This is a genomic window from Mesorhizobium sp. B2-4-3 (assembly GCF_006442815.1).
GTDB lineage: Bacteria > Pseudomonadota > Alphaproteobacteria > Rhizobiales > Rhizobiaceae > Mesorhizobium.
Genome location: NZ_VFVL01000012.1, coordinates 80,070 through 101,692, shown reverse-complemented (window position 1 = coordinate 101,692; position 21,623 = coordinate 80,070). Strand labels below are relative to the sequence as shown.

Here is a 21,623-nt window from a genome sequence, read left to right as displayed (position 1 = left end):
TTGCCCCCATGTCCCCCCAAACAACGTCCTTCAAATCGCTCGAAGACCTTCGCGCCGCCTGCCTCGATCTTCCCGCCGGCAGCGATGCGGCCGCCGGCGCCGTTGCCCGCCGCCAGGACACGCTGACCAAGCCGCCGGGCAGCCTCGGACGGCTGGAAACCATCGCCGCCTGGCTCGGCCGCTGGCAGGGCCGCGACATGCCTAAGCTCGATCATGTGAAGGTCTTCGTCTTCGCCGGCAATCACGGCGTCACCGCGCAGGGCGTGTCGGCCTATCCTTCGGAAGTCACGGTACAGATGGTGGCGAATTTCGCCGGCGGTGGCGCGGCCATCAACCAGCTTGCCCGCATCGCCGGCGCCAAGCTGGACGTCATCCCTCTCGATCTCGACCATCCGACCGGCGATTTCACGCAAGTGCCGGCGATGGACGAAAAGGCGTTCCTCGCCGCCGTCTCGGCCGGCTACGACGCCGTGACCAAGGACCTCGACCTCGTCTGCTTCGGCGAGATGGGCATCGGCAACACGACGCCTGCGGCGGCGATCTCCACCGCCCTCTTCGGCGGCGGCGCCGAGAAATGGACGGGTCGCGGCACCGGCGTCGACGACGCCGGGCTGCAGCGCAAGGTCGTGGCCATCGAGGCCGGCCTCAAGCGCCATGCCGATTCGCTCTCCGACCCGCTGAAGATCGCTGCCGCCCTCGGCGGGCGCGAGTTGGCGGCGATCCTCGGCGCCACGCTTGCCGCGCGCAAGAACAACGTGCCGGTGCTGCTCGACGGTTTTGTGTGCACCGCCGCGGCCGCACCATTGGCAAGGCTGCACCCGACCGGCCTCGCCCACACCGTCGCCGCCCACGTCTCGGCCGAAGCCGGCCACCGCCGCCTGCTCGAGGCGCTCGGCCTGCCGCCGTTGCTCGATCTCGGCATGCGGCTCGGCGAAGGCTCCGGCGCCTGCCTTGCCGTCAACATCGTCCGCTCGGCGCTGGAGTGTCATGCCAGGATGGCGAGCTTTGCCGAGGCCGGCGTTTCGGAGAAGTAGACGGCAACCCCCGGATTGCATGCGATGCACCCGAGCGCCGGTGAAGCGTTGTTTCTTCCGATCGCTAACGGCCTTCCGGTCAGAGCGATTCCAGCAAAAGTCTGAGCGGAATTGCGCCAAGCCAGAGAGATAGGGCGTTTCGCCGTTTCCGTGAAACGGTGAAACGCCCCCGTCCGTCTTCGAAGGATTGAAGGCGCAATGCCACCCGGTTGCGACCCAGGCGATCGCGGGCAGGTTTACTGCGAGGCGGCGAACCCGCACTGCTTCTGTTCCATCTCGATCTGCTTCGTGATGCGGATGGCGTTCTGCGCGTAGGCCTCCGTCACGGAGCCGCTGTTCACGGTCTTGTCCTTCAACGGACTCACCGCGGCGCAGAGATGGAAAACATGCGGTTCGGAGGACTTCGCTGCTCCGTTTTCCGGCGCGATCCAGTACACGACATCCTGACCGGCAGGGTGACTCGCATCCTTCGTCGCCGCGGTCACCGAAGCAGTATCCGTGGCGATCTCCTGAGCCTGGGCGGCGACTTCGGGCGAGCAGGCCGTGGTCGGCTGTCCCGCCCTGATCTGGGCCGCGCACGAGTTCATGTCCTGGGTGTACTGCTCGACCGACGGGGGCTTGAAGCTGACGCCCATTACAGTCGCAAGCACGGCCAGCGCAGCACCGACTCCGCCGGCTACCTTCTTGGTCTGCGGATCCATGTTCTTGTCGGTGAGGATAAGCAAGATCAACGGAAGGAAGGCAATCAGCGTGATGATCGCGCCGAGCTGGTTTTGGAAGAAGAACCTGGCCGTGTCTGATGCTCGGGCCGGGTCGTGCCGGTTGGCTGCCTTCCACAGCAAGTTACCGGCGATTGCGAAAATCGCGATTCCGACCAGAATGCCGATCAGCAGCGGCAGGTTTCCCTGGTCGAACTTGTGCTTGTAGAACAAAACGATCCCGGCAATCTCGCCGCCAATGGCGACGATCCACGAGAGCGCGGCGAAAAGGCGGAGGCGCGTCGCGGCGGACTTTTGACCCTGCGTTGCTTGCCAATCCTTGGTGACGTCTGCGGCCGGCTTGTTGTCGGTCATGACCAGTTCCCCTGAAATCGACACTTTGCAGGACGGCTTCAATCGAAAGGCCAACTCGCCCGGCGCAGCATCATTGAACGAACGTCTCGTCGTCTGCCTTCGCGACGCAGCGAAATGTGAGCGCCACGACAGACCACATCCCCATCCATATTGCGCACGAGCGAAAGCGTCCATACCCACGGGGCAGACTCCAGTGTGGCGGTGCCTTTGCTCTTCCTGTCTCCGGCTCGAATCTGATGTTTAGGATCGAAGCCGGTCACCGCCGCCTGCTCGAAGCGCTCGGGCTGCCGCCGCTGCTCGATCTCGGCATGCGGCTCGGCGAAGGCTCCGGCGCCTGCCTTGTCGTCAACATCGTGCGCTCGGCGCTGGAATGCCACGCGAAGATGGCGAGCTTCGCCGAGGCCGGCGTTTCTGAAAAATAAAATCGGTCGAAATTTCAACACTGTTGAAACATCGAAATAACGTCATCTTGATTATTCCATGAGACGTAGAAGTCTCACGGGAGATCACTCGATGTATTTGAAGTATCTAATATCTGCTGCGATTCTTGTTGCCGCAGCTTCGCCGGCCTTGTCTCAGGACCAATATGTTCGCCCGCCTCGTCCGGGCGAGGACGGGGCGGCCAGGATCCAATCGTCCATCTCGATGACCTTTCCGGTCAAGGATGACGACGACGCTGCCGCGCAGCAGCAAGTCGCGCTTCGTTCCTTCTACAAAGTGGCGGCCGGCAGTTGCGCGATGGTGCTCGAGACCGTCGCCGACACATGCGAACTTGCCGGCATGAGCACCAATCTCAATGCCAGGGACCGCAACATCGGCGGTTACGGCGGATCGCAGCTCACGGTGAGCGGTCAGATCACGATGAAGGTCAAGTTCAAGGCGAGCCTCAGCAAGACGGCGCAGTAGGCGCCGCTCTTGCGTCCGACTTCGAAGGGTCGACTGTGACCCGCCAACGAAGGCTGCGTCCGAAGGGAAACCGGTCGCAGCGGAACTGCGACTTTTCCCCTTTGCTCAAGTGGCCGAGATGACGATTTTCAGATCCCGATGCGCTCGGCTGGTGGCCGATCATAAAAGCAGCGGCCAAACTGGCGTGGAGTCAATCCAGTTGCCTCTCGGAAGCGAGCAGAAAAATGGCTTTGGCTGCCGAAGCCGCAGGCCTGTGCTACGTTAGACAACGACATCTTGCCTGCTGCAAGAAGCCGCTTTGCACGCTCAGTGCGCCTGCGCAACACGTAAGCATAGGGGCCGCAACCAGTTGAGCGTTTGAAGGTCCTGGCGAAGTGATAAGGGCTCAGGCCGGTCACCGCCGCCAGGTCCTCAATCGCCAAATCCTGTTCCAAATTGGCTTCGACATACTCCTTCACCCGCCGCAAGACGACCGGCGCCAGCCCCCCGCGAATGAAGAGGGCCTTCGGTGCGCGTTCGCTGCAGCGGACCGCGAGGTAGGTCGTCAACATTTCGCCAGCCTCGGTAATGGCGATACGGTCGGCCGGCTCCTCCCAAGACAGCGGCAATATTATTGAGCGGATTATGGTCTCAAGCGACGCATCGCGTTGGAGACCCTCTTCGCGCAGGCTTATCAGGCTGGGATCGGCATCGAGTGTCTCCACCACCCGGGCTTCGAACACTGGCTTCGGGATGTAGAAGTGGAGAAGCCGGCCTTTCCCGGCAGCTTCCCAAGCGGTCGGCGCGTCGGCAGGCACAACCCAAAGGCTGCTTTCGCCGTGGATGGGGTCGTAGCCGCGTCCACGCAGCCGGCGGAAACCGGCACCCTCGGCGACCCAGAAACTGAGTGTATGATGATTGGCCGGCTTGTAGCGGTAATGCCCGTGCCCTGCCCGCTCCCAGAGCGCGGCCGCCAAACCCTCGCCGAGGCGGGTCGAGGCCCGCAAAGGAGCGCCCGACTGCTGCAAATGGTTGAAAATTGCGTAGTCCTGCAGTCGTAACATGCCAAAGTCAGTAAACAAAAATTTCGACCGCCCAGCAAGTCTGCAGTCCATTCCGCAGCAAGATCAGGACAAAACCCGAAGCTTTTGAACTGACAGCACTGGGGTGCCTGCGTTATGTCTTGGTCTGGCAGCGGCCTCGTTGAACGAGGTTTGATCTTAGTCAGATCAGTCCTTCCGGGTTTGCGGCGGGACCTGCAAAAACACGCCATCAAATCAAGGGATTGAACAATGAGAAGCAATCTCCAGCGCGCTTCTGCGCGCACGACGATGCTTGCCCGTGAGCGCCCCAATCGGATTCCGCCCGCGCACAACTTGACCGTTTCCGCGCAGCCGCACGCCGCCGAACCCGAACTTCCATCGGCCGTTCCGCTGATGGCGCTCTCGACCGGCTTCTGGGCTTTCAAGACTCTGGCCGCCGCGCATGCACTGGATCTCTTCAGTCGCCTCGCAGGCGGCAAAGGCACGACTGCTGGCGAGCTCACGCAAACGCTCGGCCTCCACCAGCGTCCAGCCGAGATGCTATTGACCGGTTGCGCCGCGCTCGGACTCCTGGAGAAATCGCACGGCCGATACCGCAACACGCCCCTGAGCGAAGCATATCTGGTGCGTGGAAAGCCGTATTATTTCGGCGGCTTCGTGCAGATGGCCGACAAGCGGCTCTATCCTGGCTGGAACAAGCTTGACGAAGCGCTGCGCACAAACCGGCCAACCACGTGGGACCCGGCGGTGCAATCCTCGATATTCGACGGCGAGGATCCGCTGGTGCTGGCGCTTTTCTGGGAGGCGATGCATTCGCTTTCCACGATGACCGCGCGCAAGCTCGGCGAAGCCGTGGATCTCGGCCAATTCCGGCGGCTTCTCGACATCGGCGGCGGATCAGGCGCCTACGACATCGAGCTTTGCAAACAGTATGGGGGGCTGCGCGCGACCGTGCTCGAGCTGCCGCACGTGGCCACCATTGCCGCAGGAAAGATTGCCGAGGCAGGGTTGGCCGACCGCATCGAAACAATGGATGGCAGCTTCTTCGAGCAGCTCCCGAAAAATCATGACGTGCATCTTCTTTCGATGATCCTGCATGATTGGGACGAAGCGAAAAACCGGGCTCTTTTGCGCCGGTGCTTCGATGCCCTGCCGAGCGGTGGCGCGGTCATGATCAGCGAACTTCTTGTCAACGACGAAAAGACCGGGCCGGCGCCGGCCGCTCTGATGAGCCTCAATATGCTGATTGAGACGGAAGGACGGAACTACACGTCGGCCGAATATTCGGCCTGGCTGGAGGACGCCGGATTCCGGCAGATCGAAACGATCCGGTTCGACGCCCCCGCTGCGAATGGCACGGTGATCGGCCTAAAACCGTGAGACGCAAAGCAAGTAAGCGATGGAGAAAAGGATGATCAGAACATTGGTCTCGCTCACATGTCTGGCCGCGTCTGCCGTCGGCGTAACAACAATCAAGGCCGGTGCCGCCGATACGCAGATCGCGCATGGCAAGTATCTCGTCAACCTCGGTGGCTGCAATGACTGCCACACGCCGGGATATTTTCTTGGCAAGCCCGACATGTCGCGCTTTCTCGGTGGCTCGGATTTAGGCTTCGAGATACCCGGTAAGGGTGTCTTTGTCGGAAGCAACATCACACCCGACAAAGAGACGGGCATTGGTACCTGGACGCAGGCACAGATCGTCACTGCGATCCAGACCGGCGAGCGGCCGGACGGCCGTATCCTGGCTCCGGTGATGCCCTGGCATGCCTTTGCAAAACTCACCAAAGACGATGCCAAGGCTATTGCGGCATACCTCCAGTCGCTCGAACCCGTCAAAAATTCAGTACCCGGCCCGTTCGCGCCCGGCGAAAAGACCTCGACTTTCATGTTCAGGATCATGCCGCCGGGCCAGGTCGCCAAGACCGCACCGAATTGATTCGCTCCAGCGCACGAACAAGCTCGCAATTACTGTAAGCTCGGATGTGCGTCGTGCATTTGCCCGCCTGCGGCGCACACGCTGGAGAGACCGGTCGCGGAAATTCCCTGAATTTTATCGAGAAAGTCAGGCTGATACAGAAATAACGCGAAGATTTTGAGGGACTAGCGGACAGCTGAAAAGAGGAGACCGTTTGGTGGGTGTGCACAGGATCGAACTGTGGACCCGCTGATTAAGAGTCAGCTGCTCTACCAACTGAGCTACACACCCACACCGCCGGAAAACTCAGCGTCGGCGGCGCATATAGCCGCCGGTTTCGGGGATGTCCAGCCCTGCAGGATCATTTCCCGACAAATCGTCCAATTGCCGCACCGGTCAGATGAAAAGCTGACCTTCAGCCACCTTGACCGCGTGGCCGCCGATGCGCGCGGAGGCCAGTTTCCCACCATCGACATTGAGCTCGAGGCGGATGCGCGACGGCCGGCCCATTTCCAGCCCCTGCTCGATCCAGAGCTGCGAGATGCCGTCGGTCGGGGCGTCGAAATGCATGATGGCGCCGGCAAAGGCCGCCGCGGCCGAACCCGTTGCCGGATCCTCATAGGAAGGCGTGCCGGGCACGATCATGCGCACATGGAAGGCGCTGTCGTGGTGGACCGTCTCGCGGCAATAGACATAGGGGCTGGCGAAGGCCCATTCGCTCTTGCGCGGCGCCAACTCCGACCATGCCTGGTTGTCGAGCCTGATCTTGGCCGCTTCTTCCAAACCGGCAACCGGAATCGTCACATAAGGCACGCCGGCAGACCAGAAGGCGACGCGGTGATTCTCGAAGCCGATCTCGTGCGGGGCAAGGCCAAGCGCGGCGCCGATCGCTTCCGGGTCAGCCTTGAGCTCCAGCGGTCCCGGCAGTTTCGCCAAGTCGAACTCGGCGAAGGTCGAGCCGTCATGCTTGCTCACCGCGCAACGCACCGGTCCGATATTTTCCTCCAGCACGAAGATGCCGGTCGCCTCGCCGGCGAGCTCGGCAAGCGCGATCGCCGAGCCGACCGTCGGATGGCCCGCGAAAGGCATTTCATAGTCGGGCGTGAAGATGCGGATGCGGTTGCGGTGCTTGGGATTGTCGGGAGGCAGCACGAACACCGTCTCGGAAAGATTGAATTCGCGCGCGATCGCCTGCATGCCGGCAGTGTCGAGCCCATCGCTGTCGAGCACCACCGCAAGCGGATTTCCGGCCAGCCCTTCGGTGGTAAACACATCGTAAAGCAAGTAATTGCGCGCCATGGAGAAAACCTTTCACTCGCTCCGAATTTCCACCTCAATCCCAACATGAGGGAAATTTAATTTGAAATTCGAACCTTAAGGCCTGATTTGTGCACGGATAGGGACATCGAATTTCAGCATAGGGGTCCGGCGTGGACCAGCTTGTCAATCCGCCAAACGCGGAATCGGATACTTCCATAGAGGCGGCCCTCGGGCTCGACCGCAAGGGCGTGAGCCGCAAGCGGCGCCGCTTCTGGCTCTACGCGGTTCTGGCGATAGCGATCGTCGCCGCCGGCATTGCCCTCTATCGATGGTATGCCGCAGCGCCCCCCAGGATTGAATACACCGCCGTGCCTGCTGCGATCGCCGACCTCACCGTCGCGGTATCGGCCACCGGCACGCTGCAGCCGCTGACCCAGGTCGACATCTCCAGCGAGCTTTCCGGCATCGTCCGCTCGGTCGCGGCCAATGAAAACCAGCAGGTCAAGAAGGGCGACGTGCTGGCGACGCTCGACACCGCCAAGCTGGAGGTCCAGATCGAGCGCGCCACCGCCTCGGCCAAGGCGGCGGCAGCAAGCGTCGAGGATGCCAAGGTCACCTTGCAGGAGAACGAGAACGCGGTTGTGCGCGCCAGCGCGCTGACCAAGCGCGGCATGGCGACGGACCAGTCGCTCGAAGCGGCAACCGCGACGCGCGATCGTTCGAAGGCTGCGCTCGACAGCGCCGAAGCCAACCTCGCCATTGCCCAGGCGGACCTCAAGGCACAGCAGACCGATCTCGCCAAGAGCACCATCTATGCGCCGATCGACGGCATCGTGCTGACGCGCTCGGTCGATCCCGGCCAGACGGTCGCGTCCTCGCTGCAGGCGCCCGTGCTCTTCGTCATCGCCGCCGACCTTCGCAACATGGAATTGCAGGCCGCGGTCGACGAGGCCGATATCGGCCAGGTCAAGCCCGGCCAGCACGCCCGCTTCACCGTCGACGCTTTCCCGGACCGACCCTTCGATGCCGAGATTCGCGACATCTCCTACGCCTCGGTCACCACCGACGGCGTCGTCACCTACAATGCGCGGCTCGAAGTCGACAATGGCCAGCTTCTCTTGCGGCCCGGCATGACGGCAACGGTGTCGGTCGTCACCCGGCAGGCCAAGGACGTGCTTACCGTCCCCTCGACCGCCTTCCGCTATCGGCCGGCGCCGCCCGTCGCCCGCGGCTGGAGCCTGCGCGACCTCTTTACCGGCCGAATGGGCCGGCCCAACCGGCAGCGCGAGGCGACGAAGGCGCCGACCGACGGCTCGCGCACGCTCTATGTGCTGGAGAACGGCCGGCCGCATCCGGTCAACGTCAGGATCGGCTCGACCGACGGCGAGCTGACCGAGATCACGTCCGGTCTCGATGAGGGCGCTGAGGTCATCACCGGCGCGCAGCAGCGGAGCTGACGAAATGTCGGCTCCCCTGCTCATCACGTTCGACAAGGTCTGGAAAAGCTATGGCGAGGGCGAGGCCCGCGTGCATGCGCTGGCCGGCGTCGATCTCGCCATCCGCAGAGGTGAATTCGTCGCCATCATGGGCCCCTCCGGCTCGGGCAAATCGACGGCGATGAACATCATCGGCTGCCTCGACACGCCGACGGCCGGAACCTACTCTTTCATGGGCGTCGACGCAGGCCGCCTCGACCGCAACCGCCGCGCGCTTTTGCGCAACCTCTATGTCGGTTTCGTCTTCCAGGGCTACAATCTGCTGCCGCGCACCACCGCGGCGGAAAATGTCGAGCTGCCGCTGATCTATCGCGGCGTCGCCGCGCGCGAGCGCCGCGATCTCGCCATGCAGGCGCTGGCCGAGGTCGGGCTTATCGGGCGCGAGCACCACACTCCAGCCGAGCTTTCGGGCGGCCAGCAGCAGCGCGTGGCGATCGCCCGCGCCATCGTCACCAGGCCGACGCTGCTCGTCGCCGACGAGCCGACCGGCAATCTCGACACCGCGCGCACGCACGAGATCATGGAGCTGCTGACCAGGCTCAACGCCGAGCTCGGGCTCTCCATCGTCATGGTCACGCATGAGGCCGACGTCGCCGGCTATGCCGGCCGCACCATCCGCTTCCTCGACGGCCACCTCGCCTCCGATACCTTGAAAGCGGAGGAAGCGGCATGATCTGGGAGACCGTCCGCCTCTCTCTGCGCTCGATCCGCCGCAACGTATTGCGCTCGTTCCTGACGCTGCTTGGCATCGTCATCGGCGTCGCGGCCGTCATCGCCATGCTCACCATCGGCTCCGGCACGACCGAGAAGGTCAAGGCCGACATTTCCAAGCTCGGCAGCAACCTGCTCGTCGTCCGCGCCGGCCGGCCGGCCGGTCCCGGCGGACCGGGAGGGCTCGACCAGGCGGTGCGATCGCTGGCCGAAAAGGATGTCGCCGCGCTCGTCGCGCATCTCAGCGGCGCACGCGCGATTTCGCCCGCCTCGCAAAAACAGGTCCGCGTCATCTTCGGCACCGAAAGCCTGACCTCGGGCGTCACCGGCACCGACAGCGCCTATCTCGACGCCCGCGATTGGAAACTGGTGTCGGGACGGCCGTTCAGCGATTCCGAAACGCGCGCCGGCGCCGGCGTTTGCCTGATCGGCGAAACCGTGCGCCAGCAATTCTTCGGCGCCGGCGATCCGGAGGGCGAGATCATCCGCGTCAACCGCACCTCCTGCAAGATCATCGGCCTGCTCGAGCCCAAGGGCTATACCGGCTTCGGCCAGGACCAGGACAATGTCGTGCTGATGCCGCTGCACGCCTATCAGCGGCGCATCGCCGGCAACCGCGATATCGACAACATCTATATCGCCGCCGACGACCGCACCCCGACCACCGAGCTGCAGCCGCGCGTCGAGGACATCTTACGCGACACGCGCCGCATCACGCCGGACCGCGATCCCGATTTCGCCATCCGCGACATGACCCAGATCGCCGATGCGATGACCAGCGCCACCACCACCATGACCGGCATGCTGGGCGCCGTCGCCGGCGTCAGCCTGCTGGTCGGCGGCATCGGCATCATGAACATCATGCTGGTGTCGGTCACCGAGCGCACGCGCGAGATCGGCATCAGGCTGGCCATCGGCGCGCATGAAAAGCACATCCTCATCCAGTTCCTGGTCGAGGCGACGGTGCTGTCGCTCTTTGGCGGCATCATCGGCATCTTGATCGGGCTGACGCTCGCCGGCCTCGCCTCGATGACGCTGACGATACCTTTCGCGCCAAGCCCCGCCGTCATCATGCTCGCCGTCGGCTTCTCGGCGCTGATCGGCATGGTGTTCGGCTTCTTCCCCGCGTTGCGCGGCGCCCGCCTCGACCCAATCGACGCGCTGCGGCACGAATAGCCAGATCACGCCGACTGCTGACGTGCACAGGGATTTTGACCGGTCGGCTCTGTTTGCGTTGGCAGGCGGCATGCGTTGGAGATTGGCCGAAACGCGCAATCGCGATCGTCATTCTAGGGCGGAGCAGGAGCGAAGCTCCGTCGCGAAGACCCTAGAATCCATGCCGTTGTCTCGGCCGTAGAATCCAGCGGAGCAGAATTCTGCACCGTTGCAACGCCCCAACGTCACGGCATGGATTCTATGGTCTACGCCGCGTCGCTTCGCTCCTTGCTCCGCCATAGAATGACGAGGTTGGGCCGGCTTCAACCAATCCCCGGCGTTTGCGCTGATTTCACGGAAATGAATAGAAAATCTTGCACCAGACAAACGGCAACCTTTCAAAATCCCTGTGTCGGGGAACTAGTCGTGGCCGGCGAAATGCCACGCGATCAGCGGCTTCATATGCCCCATCAGCCCGCCGGGCAGATCGGCGGCGTGGCGGATGATCACCGGCCCCTCGATCTCCGGGTCCGTCTCGGTGGCGACGAAGGCGCTGATGCGCCGTGCCAGCTCGTCGGCCGGCTCGGCGACCCGGTAACGGCGAAAGATCACCGTGCCGCTTGCCGTCGATAGCGCGTGATAGCGCTGTCCGCGTTCGGCCGTCGAAAGATCGAGCCCGGTCTCTTCCCCCACCTCGCGGATCATGTTGAAGTCGACATCGACGAGACCGTCGCGGAAATCGATCGGCTCGAAGGAGCCGGCGGCAAAATAGACGCGGCCGGCATTGACCGTGTGCGGCCCCATGCGGATCGCCACCAGCGCATTGTCGCCGGCGACCAGCATGGCATGCGCATAGGCGTGTTCGGCGCCGGAATTTTCGCGCCGCTTGCGCCATAGCATGAAGGTCGAATAGTTGACCGCATGGCAGCGGCCGACGAGGCGGCCGCCCCGATAAGCAAGTTCGGAAAGCAGCACCACGGTGCCGTCGAACAGGGCCGGTTTGGCCGCTGTTTCCTGCCGCCAGTTCTCGGCGATCGCCGCCGCATTGCTCAGCGCGAAGGGATGCGGGCCGGGATCGAGACGCACGTCGACCGCATCGACGGGCAGGATGACATTGCGCGGCAGGTCGAAACTCAAGACGGTCACGCCATGTCCAGTGTGATCGCCACCGGGCAATGGTCCGACGCTTTCGGCCTGTCCCAGCCGGCGCGCGGGAAACGCTCGACCTCCTGTCCGGGCGGAAAGATGGTCCGCCAGGGCTGGCCGTTGCGGATGATGTCGGGAACGGCGGTGGCATTCTTCGCGGCCAGCGCCTTCGACAGCATGATATAGTCGAGCTGGCAAAGATGCCGCTCCTCCGGGCCGCGCGTATGGTAGAAGCTCCAGCGGTCCATCTCCGGCCGCCGCTCGACGACATTCTCGCAAAAGCCGCCGGCGGTGAGCACATCGATCGAGGACCGGGCTTCGTCGACAACCTCGAAACGGTAGCCGTCGATGGCGTCGCCATCGATCTTCACGCGCTGCCGGTAATCGTTCATGTCGCCGCAGATCGCCCAGCGTTTGTCGGCGGCGTGATCCTTGCCGAAACGCTCCTCGACGATGCGGCGCACCGCTTGCGCTTCGGCGATGCGCAGCGGCATCGACGCCTGGCGGCCATCCAGCCCGTTGCGCGGCGGCCCCATCGATTTGAAATGCACCAGATAGAGCGTCAACGGCACGCCGCCGACCCTCAGGTCGATCTCCAGGCAGTCACGGCGAAAGATACGCCCATTGGCGAGATAGCCGAGCCCGGCGAGCTCCGGCGTGAACAGCCCGAACTGCTCGAAAGTGACATAGGCGTGGCTGGTCATGCGCACGAACTCGATCGGCTGCCCTTGCGCGGTCTCGTTGCGCATCATCACGGCGACATCGATGCCGCGCGTATCGTTGCCGGCGGTGGTGTATTTCTGCCGGTAGCCCTGCCCGACCATCTTGAACAGATAGCCGTATTCGAAGGCCTTCAGCGCCTCGATATTGTCGACCTCCTGCATGCAGATGACGTCCGCGCGGGTGGCCGCGATAGCGAGCGCCGTCAACTGGCGGGTGTCGTCGGACTGGGCGATCGCGCGGGCCTGCTCGAGGATGCGGTATTCGGCCTCGCTCTGGATGTCGAACAGCGCCAGCGTGCGGTCTTCGTTGAGCTGGTTGCGGTAGCCCGAGAAATCGAACCTGTTCATCAGGTTCTCGACATTGAAGGTGGCGAGGCGCAGCGACATGGCCGTGACCTTTGCCTGCAAGCGAGGGCGAAAACAAGGGCCAGGCCGATGCTCGTCATGGTTGATGGAACCTTTCCGTTCATCCCCCGTTCAGACGGAAAGTTCCAACAATGGGCCTTTCCCCGGGGTATGCTGGGCGTGGGGCCTTTACTCCTTGGAGAGTGAAATGAAACCGCTTTTTTCTTCCCTGAGATCCGGGCTTCTGGTTCTGGGCCTCGTTACCGGCGTGACGGCACCGTCGGTCGCCGGTCCGATCCTGCAACCCGATCTCGGCGTCGCGACGAACACCGCCGCGCCGCAGGTCATTCCCGTGCGCGACGGCTGGGCCGGCAACAACAACGGCGGCGTCCAGGATTGGCGTTGGCGTCACCGGGGCGGCGACTTCAGGTGGCGTGGCGGCGACCGTCACTTCTCGCGCCATTGGGACGGCGGCAACTGGAACGGCGGCGGCGATTGGCGCTGGCGGCACCACCACCGCCGGCACTTCCGCGGCGGCGACGCGGCGATCCTGGGGCTGGGCCTAGGCCTGGGCTTGGGCAGCATGGCCTATGGCAACTACTATGACCCGTACTACTACGATCCCTATCCGCGTTACGCTCAGCCGCGGCGCATTTACCGGACCGAGCGGCTGTCCAGCGCGCATGTCCGCTGGTGCTACGACCGCTACCGGTCGTATCGCGCCCGGGATAATAGTTTCCAGCCCAACTATGGCCCTCGCAAGCAATGCTGGTCGCCCTATAGCTGAGCGGCTCGCCGACGCAGACAATGAAACGGCGCCCTTTGCGGCGCCGTTTCTATTTTGTTTGCGGCAACCTGTGACGCGACGGCGATAACCCTAAATTTATCGGACGCGGCTATTCATCCATGCCGATGTCCTCCAACATGACGATTCGCGCGAACAGGGGTGCGAGGACGTGCCCGCCATGGCCGAAAACGAACACAGAAACCAACACAGGCAACGCGTGCTCAAGGGCGCGGCGATCCTGACCGGCATCACCAATTCCGAGGTGAAGTGCACGGTGCGCAACATGCATTCGAACGGCGCGGAGCTGAAAGTGCCGATCGACGCACGCGTGCCGGACGAATTCCTGCTCTATGTGCCGATCGACGGCATCGGCTACAGGGCGGTGGTGCGTTGGCGCCGCGAGGACCGCATCGGCGTCGAGTTCACCGGCACCGAGCCCAAGCCGCACTGGCATTACGGGTGAGCAGCGGCGACACTGTCCGTCAATCTCGCATAGAAAAAGCCGACGGGCCGCTCCGCCGGCTTGCAGCTTCGCGACCGGAAGCTTGATGACAATTCGCCCTGCCGAGTCAGCTGGTGCAGGTTTCGAGAACCGGAGCGGAGCGGACATAAAGTCCGTGAGCACCGGAAGCGCAGAAACCTGCGGCAGATGGCCGGCAGGGTAGAATTGGCGCGAGCTTTCTAGTTCTTGGCCTTGTCGACCAGCTTGTTCTTGGCGATCCACGGCATCATGGCGCGGAGCTTGGAGCCCACCTCTTCGATCTGGTGGCTGTCGTTGTTGCGGCGGATGCCCTTGAAGCGTGACAGGCCGGCGCGATATTCCTGCATCCATTCCGAGGTGAACTTGCCGGTCTGGATGTCCTTCAAGATGCGCTTCATCTCGGCCTTGGTGTCGGCAGTGATGATGCGCGGACCCGAGACATATTCGCCCCATTCGGCGGTGTTCGAGATCGAATAGTTCATGTTGGCGATACCGCCTTCATAGATCAGGTCGACGATCAGCTTCACCTCGTGCAGGCACTCGAAATAAGCCATTTCCGGCGCGTAGCCGGCTTCCACCAGCGTCTCGAAACCGGCGCGGATCAGCTCGACCAGGCCGCCGCACAGCACGACCTGCTCGCCGAACAGGTCGGTCTCGCATTCCTCGCGGAAGTTGGTCTCGATGATGCCGGAACGGCCGCCGCCGACGCCACAGGCGTAGGAGAGCGCGAGGTCGAGCGCGTTGCCCGAAGCGTCCTGGTTGACGGCGACCAGGCACGGCACGCCGCCGCCCTTCTGGTATTCGCCGCGCACGGTGTGGCCCGGGCCCTTCGGCGCGATCATGACGACGTCGACCGAAGCCTTCGGCTCGATCAGGCCGAAATGCACGTTGAGGCCGTGCGCGAAGGCGATCGCGGCGCCGTCGCGGATGTTCGGCGCGATTTCCGATTTGTAGATGTCGGCCTGCAATTCGTCGGGCGTCGCCATCATCATCAGGTCGGCCCATTTGGCGGCGTCCGCCACGCTCATGACCTTGAGGCCGTCGGCTTCGACCTTCTTGGCGGTCGCCGAGCCGGCCTTGAGACCGATGGCGATCTCCTTGACGCCGGAATCCTTGAGGTTGAGCGCATGCGCCCGGCCCTGGCTGCCATAGCCGATAATGGCGACCTTCTTGCCCTTGATCAGATTGAGATCGGCGTCACGATCGTAATAGACACGCATTGTGGTCTTCCTTCCCGTTTTGAACCTAGAGCATGATGCCGAAAAGTGTGGAGCGGTTTTCGGACGACATCATGCTCCTCTCTTGGTGTAGAGCCGGATTCAGATTTCAGGTCGATTTGACCTGAAATCATCCGGCTCTATGGGCCAGCGGCCCGGTTTTTGCTCCGAAGAGAGCGAGAAACTGTTGCGTCGCGCGCGCGGCATCACCGCCGATCGTCGCCCCAGTCAATTCCACCCGGTCGCCGAGCAGCAGACGTATCTGCACGTCGCGGCCGACCAGACCGAAAAAGGTCCGGAACGCCGTCTCGGCGTCCTCGAAATCGAGCAGTCCGGCCTGCTGACCGGCTTCAAGCACCGGCTTCAGGCGCTTGGCAAGAGCGAAGCGGCCATTCTGCAGCACGATGGCGCCGAGATCGTCCTTGCCGGAACCGGCATGGCTGACCGCCACACGGTTCAGCGCGATCGAAGTGTCGCTGGATATAACCTTCAGCCAATCTGAAGCGAAGCGCTCCAGGCTCGCTGTGAGCGAACCGATATCCAGCCTCTCACGGTCGATGGCCGCGACACGCACCTTGGACGCTTGCCATTGCACCGTGGCGTTGAGCAGCCCGTCGCGGTCGCCGAACCATTTGTAGAGCGTTTCCTTGGAGCAGCTTGCCCGCCGCGCCACCGCCGTCATGGTCAGGTTGTCGCCCTCCTCGACCAGCAGGCGAAGCGCCGCATCCAGAACGGCCTGCTGGCGCTCGGTCAGCGTTTCGCTTGCGTCGATCTCCGCTGGCTGCAACACGACTGTTCCCAATTCCAGATACGGCCTCAGGCGTACCGTACGTTACGGTTCGGCTTATGGCGCATTCCTGGACTGGACGCAAGGGCGGCGATCGAAAAAATCGAGCCGATGGACTGGCCGGGCTCGCTCAGTGGTTTTCTATCGGCGGATGCCGCAGCCGCCCGAGCAGCGCCGCCAGCGCATTGAGCTCTTCGGCTGAAAGCCTGTCGCCCATCAGCTCCGTGATCGAAGCGCCATAGATCGCCCAGATGCCGCGGCGCATCTCCCGGCCGCTTGGCGTGATGCGCACGGTCTGCCCGCGGCCATCATCCGAGACGGGCAGCTTTTCGACCAGGCCATCCGCCTCCAGCTTGGCCAGCAGGCGCGAGACGCCGTACTGCGCCAACAGCACGCGATCGATCAGCTCGAACGGTCGCAACCCACCCTCGCCCGCTTCGGCAAGCTCGTGCAGCACGTCGTACCAGGCCAGCGGTGGCAGCCCGCCGGCTTTCAGCGCGTCCTCGGTCTTTTCGACCAGTTGGCGCGAGACGCGCATGAGGCGCGCCCAGGCGGTGACGGCTTCGGGCGATGGGGATTTCTTCGTCATTGGCGCAGCCTAAGCGATAGATGCAAATGCATCAAGCTTGACGATTGATGCAAATGCACCCATATAGATGCAAATGCATCGATATGGGGCTCTCTGATGAAACATGAAATCTGCAAGATCGCCGATATCCCGCAGACCGGCAGCCTGATCGCGCCTTTCTTCGGCCGCGAGGTCCATGTCTGGCGCAGCGGCGAGCGCATCCGCGCCGCGGCCAATGCCTGCCTGCATTTCGGCGGACCGCTGGATTGCAAGGACGGTTCACTTGTCTGCCAGTGGCATGGCGCGAAGTTCGACATGGAAACCGGCGAGCGCCTTGAAGGGCCGGCGCCGAAGGGCTCGCGCCTGATGTTCCTGTCGACCCGCGTCGAGGATGGCACGCTCAATTATGTCTGGGGAGAGTGAGATGACCGCTAGGCTCACCCTCGTCAGCCATCACCTTTGCCCCTACGTCCAGCGCGCCGCGATCTCGCTTGCCGAAAAAGGCGTGGCGTTCGAACGGGTCTATGTCGACCTTGCCAACAAGCCGGAATGGTACAAGGCCGTCTCGCCGCTCGGCAAGGTGCCGCTGCTGCGCGTCCGGCATGGCAATGCGCAGGAAGTGATTTTCGAATCCGCCGTCATTCTGGAATTCCTCGAGGAGACGGAGGCCAATCCCTTGCACCCTGCCGACCCGCTGCCCCGGGCCAGGCATCGCGCCTGGATCGAATTCGGCTCGGCCATCCTCAACGCCATAGGCCGTTTCTATTCCGCTGCTGATGAAGCTGCTTTCCTCGATGAAAGCAGAGGCTTGTCCGGGATGTTTGCACGCCTGGAAGCAGAACTGTCTGCAAGGCAAAGCGGTCCGTGGTTCGCCGGTGATCGCTTCTCGCTGGTCGACGCCGTCTTCGGGCCGGTCTTCCGCTATTTCGACACGTTCGACCGCATCGGCAATTTCGGCATTCTTAACGACAAGCCGCTCGTCCAAGCCTGGCGCGAGGCCTTGAGCGAACGGAAATCGGTGAAGGAAGCCGTCGGCCCGGACTATCCGCGGCGGCTGCATGCCTTCCTTCTGGCAAAGCAATCTTATCTGTCTGGGATCATCCGGCGGCAGGCCATTGCAACTCCGCAAGCCCTATCCGCCTGAACGGGTCGATCACCGTGCCGGCGACCATGGCGGCGAGGAATTGCGGCCCCGGCGGAATCCTCGCCAGCGCCGCCACCATGCGGTCGCGGACAAAGGGCAAGGCTGCGGAATCCGACTGGTAGAACGGCGTCAGCGACAGCGACAGCGCCTGGAATACGCGCACATGCCAACGGCGCGCGCTCGCGTAGGTGTCGAGCGCGTCGTCGACACCCTTTGCGTGCGCCAGCGCATGGCTGAGCGCCGCCGCGTCGAGCAGCGCCATGTTCGCGCCTTGCCCAAGCTGCGGACTGGTCGAGTGCGCGGCGTCGCCGATGACGGCAAGCCGCCGGCCGGCGGGCAGCGTCATCGTGTGGTGGCCATAGCGGGCGAGCGAGAGCTGCTCGAAACCGTCGATCTGACTGGTGAAAACCTCGCACTCAGGCCATACCGAAACCACCCTCGCCTTCCAGGCGTCGAGCCCCTTCGCCTTTACCTGTTCGGCGTCGGCCGGCTTGAGGCTCCAGAAGAACGCCGCCATGTCTTGCGCGCCGGGCTCAGGCCGGCCGATCGGCAGCACGCCGACCATGATGCTTGCCTTGTCGTAGCGCTGCAGCAGTGCGCGCTCGTCGAAGCCGTCCCGCCAGCCGAGCGACGCCCAGAATGCCCCATAAGTGAGCGGCCGCGGCATCGCGGCATCGCCGAGATAGGTCCGCAGCTTCGAGCGCGCGCCGCTGGCATCGACGATGAGGTCGAATGGGCCGAGCCGCCTGCCGTTGCCGTAGACGAGCGTCGCGCGCTCAGCCGCCTCCAGTGTCTCGACCTCGACATTGGTTTCGATGGCGATCGCTTCGCGCAAGGCAGCGCGGTAGAGCACGCCGAACAGCGCCGCCCGGTGCACCGCGAGGCCGAAGCGGCGGCCGCGCCGCGCGTCGTAGCGGACTTCGAGCACGGTGCGTCCGCTGCCGGCGTCGGTGCCGTGTAGCCGCTCGATCCGGCTGCCGAGCGAAAGGATCTCGTCGAGCAGGCCGAGATCGGCGAGCACGGTCAACCCGGTCGGCTGCAGGATGAGGCCGGACCCGAAGGGCTTCGGCGCGTCGAAACGCTCGAAAATGGTGACCTTGTGCCCGGCCCGCTTGAGATAGAGCGCTGCGGCCAGTCCGGCCGGCCCGGCGCCGGCAATCGCTATGTCGTAAGATCCGCTCATCGCCCGCCCAAGCCAAGCCGGCGCGACAATCTCCCACCACTATCGTCAAATCAAGCTGGCGCTTTGACGCCCATCAAGTTTGGGCATCGAAAGCTGCGCGGGCGGCGCGCACCGCGTCATGGTTCAGCTCGGCCCATTGGACCAGCATCTGCAAGGGCGCGAACATCGAGCGTCCGAGATCGGTGAGGCTGTATTCGACGCTCGGCGGCTTGGTCGGGAAGACTTCGCGATGCACATAACCATCGCGCTGCAGGTCGTGGAGCGTCTGCGTCAGCATGCGCTGCGAGATGTCGGGAACCAGCCGTCGCAATTCGCCAAACCGATAGGGCTTCTCCGCCAGCGCCATGACCAGCAGCGAGCTCCATTTGCCGCTGATGCCCTGGATCACGTCGCGAACCGGGCAATCGGCGAAATTGCCGCCATCCGTCATGGCCTTATAGATCTCGAGCTTGGCTTGGAGATTGAAGATCTTACTGTCCATCGCGACATCCGCTGAGTGAAAAATGTGGCCGGCCAGATGGTTCCCTCGCTGTGCCTACCTCCCGAAAAACTGCCTTCTTTACGGCCTGGGGTCAATTCCTATTTTAGTGCTGGTCTCTTTTTGAGACCACTACGCACCCGCCGATCGGCGCAATTCAGGAACCTCCCATGACCGAAACACTCCTCGTCTCCGGTGCCTCCGGCCAGCTTGGCCGCGCCGTCATTGATCACTTGCTGGAAGCGCAGAAAATTGCGCCGGCCAGCATTATCGCCACCACGCGCAATCCCGAAAACCTCACGGATCTCGCGGCGCGCGGCGTTACCGTCAGGGCCGCCGATTTCAACGACAAGGCCTCGCTCGAGAAGGCATTCAGCGGCGCCGACCGGGTGCTGATAATCTCGACCGGCGACCTTGACCTCAAAACCGGCCGGCGCCTGAAGCAGCATGAGACCGCGGTGGCGGCGGCCAAGGTGGCAGGCGTTTCGCATTTGCTTTACACCTCCATGCCCAATCCCGAGCCCGGCTCGCCCGTGCTGTTCGCCGGCGACCACTACGGCACCGAGCAGGCGATCAAGGCGAGCGGCATCCCCTACACCATCTTCCGCAACGGCTGGTATCAGGAGAACCTGTTCATGTCGCTGCCGCACGCCATTTCGTCGGGCAAGTGGTACAGCTCGGCCGCCGACGGCCGTATCGCTCACGGCGCGCGCGACGACATGGCGGCGGCCATCGCCGCCGGCCTTGCTTCCGGCTCAAACCAGAGCGAAATCCATACGCTGACCGGCCCGCAGGCCTACACGACAAGCGAGATCGCCGCGCTGGTGAGTGAAGTCACGGGCAAGCCGCTGGAAGTCATCCAGTTGCCGGACGAGGCGCTGACCGAAGGGGTGAAAGCGGCGGGCGTTCCCGAGGACTTCGCCCGCATCATCGTCTCCTTCGACGCCAACACGCGTGCCGGTCGCATCGCCGAGGTAACGGATTCGGTCGAAAAACTATCCGGCCGCAAGCCACGGACGCTGAGGCAGTTCCTCGAAACGAACAAGACTGCCCTGCTCGGTTGAAGTCTGGCGCGCCCGGGGAAGTCGTCCCGGGCGCGCTTCACTTCGACTTCTTGAGCAATCCAAGCCGGATCAGGCTCTCAGCGGTCGCGACCAGCGCGTCTTCCCGCGATCGCGGGGTCCAGCCGAGCAGGCGCACGGCCTTGGCGCTCGTGGCGTTCCTCTGCTTGCCCAGTTCTGTCACGATCTGGGCCGCTTGCCCGTCGAACAGGCCGACGATCCGGACCAGCCAGTCCGGCAGCGCTCTGGTCGTGATGCGCGATCCTGCGTTGCCAAGCCGCGCCTTCAGCGTCCGCGCGATCTCGAGCATCATCATGAAGTCGCCGCTGATGGCCAGGAACCGCTCGCCCTTGGCGGTGGGATTGGTCATGGCGCGCAGATGCAGGTCCGCGACATCGCGCACGTCGACCACGCCGAACACCATGCGCGGCAGGCCGGGCATCTCGCCATCCATCAGGCGCCTGATGAAATCCGTCGAGGTCGAATGGTCCGGTCCCAGAACCGGCCCGAAGATGCCGACCGGATTGACGACCGCCAACTCCAGTGACCTGCCTTCGCGATCGACGAAATCCCACGCCGCACGCTCGGCCAGCGTCTTCGACTTCACATAGGCGCCCACCTTCTGCGACAGATCGGTCCAGTTCTCTTCCGTGAACGGACGGCCGGGAACCGGCACCTGGCCGTAGCCGACGGCGGCAAAGGACGAGGTGAGCACCACCCGTTCGACGCCGGCATCGCGCGCGGCGCGCAGCACGCGCAACGCCCCTTCCCTGGCCGGGACGATCAGGTCGTCCTCGTGCTTCGGTACGCCGGGCGGAAAGGGCGAAGCGACGTGCAGGACATATCGGCATCCGGCAACCGCTTCGGGCCAGCCCTTGTCGCTCATGAGATCGGCATAAGCGAAGGAAAGTGCATCGCCCGGTTCGACGCCGCCGACCTTCAGCATGGCAAGAACATCGGCTTCGCGCTTGGCCGAGCGCACCGCCGCGCGCACGCGGTAGCCCGCGTTCAAAAGCGACAGGATGCAATGAGCGCCGAGGAAGCCGGACCCGCCGGTCACAAGCACCAACCCGTCGCTCATGCCCCGCCTCTTTCGAAATCAACTGCGTCTTCCATCCGCAATTGCGGG

Annotated in this window: 23 protein-coding genes, 1 tRNA gene and 1 pseudogene; 13 read left to right on the top strand and 12 right to left on the bottom strand. The window is 63.6% G+C overall.

The features are described from left to right. The first annotated feature begins 8 nt into the window (after positions 1-8). Positions 9-1,034, top strand: coding sequence for a nicotinate-nucleotide--dimethylbenzimidazole phosphoribosyltransferase (gene cobT, locus FJ956_RS14350; RefSeq protein ID WP_140674451.1), 1,026 nt, complete (start codon positions 9-11; stop codon positions 1,032-1,034). Between the two features lie 236 nt (positions 1,035-1,270). Here cobT and FJ956_RS14345 read toward each other — a convergent pair whose 3' ends face one another. Continuing rightward, complete coding sequence (locus FJ956_RS14345) at positions 1,271-2,107, bottom strand: hypothetical protein (RefSeq protein WP_140674453.1); 837 nt, start codon at positions 2,105-2,107, stop codon at positions 1,271-1,273. A gap of 248 nt (positions 2,108-2,355) precedes the next feature. Between FJ956_RS14345 and FJ956_RS14340 the strand changes: the two are divergent. Both FJ956_RS14340 and FJ956_RS14335 read left to right on the top strand, forming a co-directional pair. Continuing rightward, positions 2,356-2,529: pseudogene (locus FJ956_RS14340) on the top strand (nicotinate-nucleotide--dimethylbenzimidazole phosphoribosyltransferase); the annotation flags it as partial. Positions 2,530-2,752: 223 nt separating this feature from the next. Continuing rightward, positions 2,753-3,013 (top strand): hypothetical protein, encoded by a 261-nt coding sequence (locus FJ956_RS14335; protein ID WP_140674455.1) that lies wholly within the window; start codon positions 2,753-2,755, stop codon positions 3,011-3,013. Positions 3,014-3,141: 128 nt separating this feature from the next. On the opposite strand, the gene FJ956_RS14330 is transcribed toward FJ956_RS14335, so the two are convergent. Then, entirely contained in the window at positions 3,142-4,056 is a 915-nt protein-coding gene (locus FJ956_RS14330; protein ID WP_246672010.1) for an AraC family transcriptional regulator, read from the bottom strand. A 228-nt stretch (positions 4,057-4,284) separates the two neighbouring features. Between FJ956_RS14330 and FJ956_RS14325 the strand changes: the two genes are divergently transcribed. After that, complete coding sequence (locus tag FJ956_RS14325) at positions 4,285-5,415, top strand: acetylserotonin O-methyltransferase (RefSeq protein WP_246672011.1); 1,131 nt, start codon at positions 4,285-4,287, stop codon at positions 5,413-5,415. A 31-nt stretch (positions 5,416-5,446) separates the two neighbouring features. Continuing rightward, positions 5,447-5,974, top strand: coding sequence for a cytochrome c (locus tag FJ956_RS14320; protein WP_140674458.1), 528 nt, complete (start codon positions 5,447-5,449; stop codon positions 5,972-5,974). A 194-nt stretch (positions 5,975-6,168) separates the two neighbouring features. Here the strand turns inward: FJ956_RS14320 and FJ956_RS14315 are convergent. Both FJ956_RS14315 and FJ956_RS14310 read right to left on the bottom strand, forming a co-directional pair. Then, positions 6,169-6,244 (bottom strand) — tRNA-Lys (locus FJ956_RS14315). 105 nt (positions 6,245-6,349) lie between these two features. After that, complete coding sequence (locus FJ956_RS14310) at positions 6,350-7,252, bottom strand: PhzF family phenazine biosynthesis protein (RefSeq protein WP_140674460.1); 903 nt, start codon at positions 7,250-7,252, stop codon at positions 6,350-6,352. Positions 7,253-7,383: 131 nt separating this feature from the next. On the opposite strand from FJ956_RS14310, the gene FJ956_RS14305 reads away from it, so the two are divergent. From FJ956_RS14305 to FJ956_RS14295, 3 genes are read left to right on the top strand one after another with little or no spacing between them, the layout of a single operon-like run. After that, positions 7,384-8,670 carry an efflux RND transporter periplasmic adaptor subunit gene (locus tag FJ956_RS14305; RefSeq protein ID WP_140674462.1) on the top strand — a complete coding sequence of 429 codons (1,287 nt, stop codon included), beginning with the start codon at positions 7,384-7,386 and terminating at the stop codon, positions 8,668-8,670. Positions 8,671-8,674: 4 nt separating this feature from the next. Further along, positions 8,675-9,382 (top strand): ABC transporter ATP-binding protein, encoded by a 708-nt coding sequence (locus FJ956_RS14300; protein ID WP_140674464.1) that lies wholly within the window; start codon positions 8,675-8,677, stop codon positions 9,380-9,382. After that, complete coding sequence (locus tag FJ956_RS14295) at positions 9,379-10,596, top strand: ABC transporter permease (RefSeq protein WP_140781973.1); 1,218 nt, start codon at positions 9,379-9,381, stop codon at positions 10,594-10,596. The genes FJ956_RS14300 and FJ956_RS14295 overlap by 4 nt, the downstream gene beginning before the upstream one ends. 399 nt (positions 10,597-10,995) lie before the next feature. Here the strand turns inward: FJ956_RS14295 and FJ956_RS14290 are convergent, their stop codons facing one another. Together FJ956_RS14290 and FJ956_RS14285 are read right to left on the bottom strand one after the other, a co-directional pair. Further along, positions 10,996-11,712, bottom strand: coding sequence for a hypothetical protein (locus FJ956_RS14290; RefSeq protein WP_140674861.1), 717 nt, complete (start codon positions 11,710-11,712; stop codon positions 10,996-10,998). A 5-nt stretch (positions 11,713-11,717) separates the two neighbouring features. Next, on the bottom strand, positions 11,718-12,830 hold the full coding sequence (locus FJ956_RS14285; RefSeq protein ID WP_140674468.1) for an endonuclease/exonuclease/phosphatase family protein: 1,113 nt from the start codon (positions 12,828-12,830) through the stop codon (positions 11,718-11,720). Positions 12,831-12,996: 166 nt separating this feature from the next. Between FJ956_RS14285 and FJ956_RS14280 the strand changes: the two genes are divergently transcribed. Continuing rightward, positions 12,997-13,575 (top strand): BA14K family protein, encoded by a 579-nt coding sequence (locus tag FJ956_RS14280; protein ID WP_140674470.1) that lies wholly within the window; start codon positions 12,997-12,999, stop codon positions 13,573-13,575. Positions 13,576-13,753: 178 nt separating this feature from the next. After that, positions 13,754-14,038, top strand: a complete 285-nt coding sequence (locus FJ956_RS14275; protein ID WP_140674472.1) for a PilZ domain-containing protein — start codon at positions 13,754-13,756, stop codon at positions 14,036-14,038. 218 nt (positions 14,039-14,256) lie between these two features. On the opposite strand, the gene ilvC is transcribed toward FJ956_RS14275, so the two are convergent. The 3 genes from ilvC to FJ956_RS14260 form a co-directional block, all read right to left on the bottom strand. Next, positions 14,257-15,276, bottom strand: coding sequence for a ketol-acid reductoisomerase (gene ilvC / locus FJ956_RS14270; protein WP_140674475.1), 1,020 nt, complete (start codon positions 15,274-15,276; stop codon positions 14,257-14,259). Between the two features lie 127 nt (positions 15,277-15,403). Next, positions 15,404-16,063: a TetR/AcrR family transcriptional regulator gene (locus FJ956_RS14265; protein ID WP_140674478.1), complete on the bottom strand. Its 660-nt coding sequence runs from the start codon at positions 16,061-16,063 to the stop codon at positions 15,404-15,406. A gap of 127 nt (positions 16,064-16,190) precedes the next feature. Further along, entirely contained in the window at positions 16,191-16,649 is a 459-nt protein-coding gene (locus FJ956_RS14260) for a MarR family winged helix-turn-helix transcriptional regulator (protein WP_140674480.1), read from the bottom strand. 96 nt (positions 16,650-16,745) lie between these two features. Between FJ956_RS14260 and FJ956_RS14255 the strand changes: the two genes are divergently transcribed. Both FJ956_RS14255 and FJ956_RS14250 read left to right on the top strand, forming a co-directional pair. Beyond that, a complete protein-coding gene (locus tag FJ956_RS14255; RefSeq protein ID WP_140674482.1) occupies positions 16,746-17,051 on the top strand; it encodes a Rieske (2Fe-2S) protein in 306 nt (101 codons plus the stop codon). Between the two features lies 1 nt (position 17,052). After that, positions 17,053-17,772: a glutathione S-transferase family protein gene (locus FJ956_RS14250; protein WP_181170127.1), complete on the top strand. Its 720-nt coding sequence runs from the start codon at positions 17,053-17,055 to the stop codon at positions 17,770-17,772. Here FJ956_RS14250 and FJ956_RS14245 read toward each other — a convergent pair. Then, positions 17,726-18,955, bottom strand: a complete 1,230-nt coding sequence (locus FJ956_RS14245) for an NAD(P)/FAD-dependent oxidoreductase (RefSeq protein WP_140674486.1) — start codon at positions 18,953-18,955, stop codon at positions 17,726-17,728. The genes FJ956_RS14250 and FJ956_RS14245 overlap by 47 nt on opposite strands. Before the next feature lie 73 nt (positions 18,956-19,028). After that, positions 19,029-19,385 (bottom strand): helix-turn-helix domain-containing protein, encoded by a 357-nt coding sequence (locus tag FJ956_RS14240; protein ID WP_246672015.1) that lies wholly within the window; start codon positions 19,383-19,385, stop codon positions 19,029-19,031. 218 nt (positions 19,386-19,603) lie between these two features. Here FJ956_RS14240 and FJ956_RS14235 point away from each other — a divergent pair, with 218 nt between their 5' ends. Further along, positions 19,604-20,497: an SDR family oxidoreductase gene (locus FJ956_RS14235; RefSeq protein WP_140674490.1), complete on the top strand. Its 894-nt coding sequence runs from the start codon at positions 19,604-19,606 to the stop codon at positions 20,495-20,497. Between the two features lie 37 nt (positions 20,498-20,534). On the opposite strand, the gene FJ956_RS14230 is transcribed toward FJ956_RS14235, so the two are convergent. Then, positions 20,535-21,575, bottom strand: coding sequence for an aldehyde reductase (locus tag FJ956_RS14230; protein WP_140674492.1), 1,041 nt, complete (start codon positions 21,573-21,575; stop codon positions 20,535-20,537). Positions 21,576-21,623: the final 48 nt, after the last annotated feature.

Excerpts from the sequence above, each read along its gene's own strand:
- cobT (WP_140674451.1), top strand. The coding sequence starts at position 9 with ATGTCCCCCCAAACAACGTCCTTCAAATCGCTCGAAGACCTTCGCGCC.
- FJ956_RS14345 (WP_140674453.1), bottom strand. The coding sequence starts at position 2,107 with ATGACCGACAACAAGCCGGCCGCAGACGTCACCAAGGATTGGCAAGCA.
- FJ956_RS14335 (WP_140674455.1), top strand. The coding sequence starts at position 2,753 with ATGACCTTTCCGGTCAAGGATGACGACGACGCTGCCGCGCAGCAGCAA.
- FJ956_RS14330 (WP_246672010.1), bottom strand. The coding sequence starts at position 4,056 with ATGTTACGACTGCAGGACTACGCAATTTTCAACCATTTGCAGCAGTCG.
- FJ956_RS14325 (WP_246672011.1), top strand. The coding sequence starts at position 4,285 with ATGAGAAGCAATCTCCAGCGCGCTTCTGCGCGCACGACGATGCTTGCC.
- FJ956_RS14320 (WP_140674458.1), top strand. The coding sequence starts at position 5,447 with ATGATCAGAACATTGGTCTCGCTCACATGTCTGGCCGCGTCTGCCGTC.
- FJ956_RS14310 (WP_140674460.1), bottom strand. The coding sequence starts at position 7,252 with ATGGCGCGCAATTACTTGCTTTACGATGTGTTTACCACCGAAGGGCTG.
- FJ956_RS14300 (WP_140674464.1), top strand. The coding sequence starts at position 8,675 with ATGTCGGCTCCCCTGCTCATCACGTTCGACAAGGTCTGGAAAAGCTAT.
- FJ956_RS14295 (WP_140781973.1), top strand. The coding sequence starts at position 9,379 with ATGATCTGGGAGACCGTCCGCCTCTCTCTGCGCTCGATCCGCCGCAAC.
- FJ956_RS14285 (WP_140674468.1), bottom strand. The coding sequence starts at position 12,830 with ATGTCGCTGCGCCTCGCCACCTTCAATGTCGAGAACCTGATGAACAGG.
- FJ956_RS14280 (WP_140674470.1), top strand. The coding sequence starts at position 12,997 with ATGAAACCGCTTTTTTCTTCCCTGAGATCCGGGCTTCTGGTTCTGGGC.
- FJ956_RS14275 (WP_140674472.1), top strand. The coding sequence starts at position 13,754 with ATGGCCGAAAACGAACACAGAAACCAACACAGGCAACGCGTGCTCAAG.
- ilvC (WP_140674475.1), bottom strand. The coding sequence starts at position 15,276 with ATGCGTGTCTATTACGATCGTGACGCCGATCTCAATCTGATCAAGGGC.
- FJ956_RS14260 (WP_140674480.1), bottom strand. The coding sequence starts at position 16,649 with ATGACGAAGAAATCCCCATCGCCCGAAGCCGTCACCGCCTGGGCGCGC.
- FJ956_RS14255 (WP_140674482.1), top strand. The coding sequence starts at position 16,746 with ATGAAACATGAAATCTGCAAGATCGCCGATATCCCGCAGACCGGCAGC.
- FJ956_RS14250 (WP_181170127.1), top strand. The coding sequence starts at position 17,053 with ATGACCGCTAGGCTCACCCTCGTCAGCCATCACCTTTGCCCCTACGTC.
- FJ956_RS14245 (WP_140674486.1), bottom strand. The coding sequence starts at position 18,955 with ATGAGCGGATCTTACGACATAGCGATTGCCGGCGCCGGGCCGGCCGGA.
- FJ956_RS14240 (WP_246672015.1), bottom strand. The coding sequence starts at position 19,385 with ATGACGGATGGCGGCAATTTCGCCGATTGCCCGGTTCGCGACGTGATC.
- FJ956_RS14235 (WP_140674490.1), top strand. The coding sequence starts at position 19,604 with ATGACCGAAACACTCCTCGTCTCCGGTGCCTCCGGCCAGCTTGGCCGC.
- FJ956_RS14230 (WP_140674492.1), bottom strand. The coding sequence starts at position 21,575 with ATGAGCGACGGGTTGGTGCTTGTGACCGGCGGGTCCGGCTTCCTCGGC.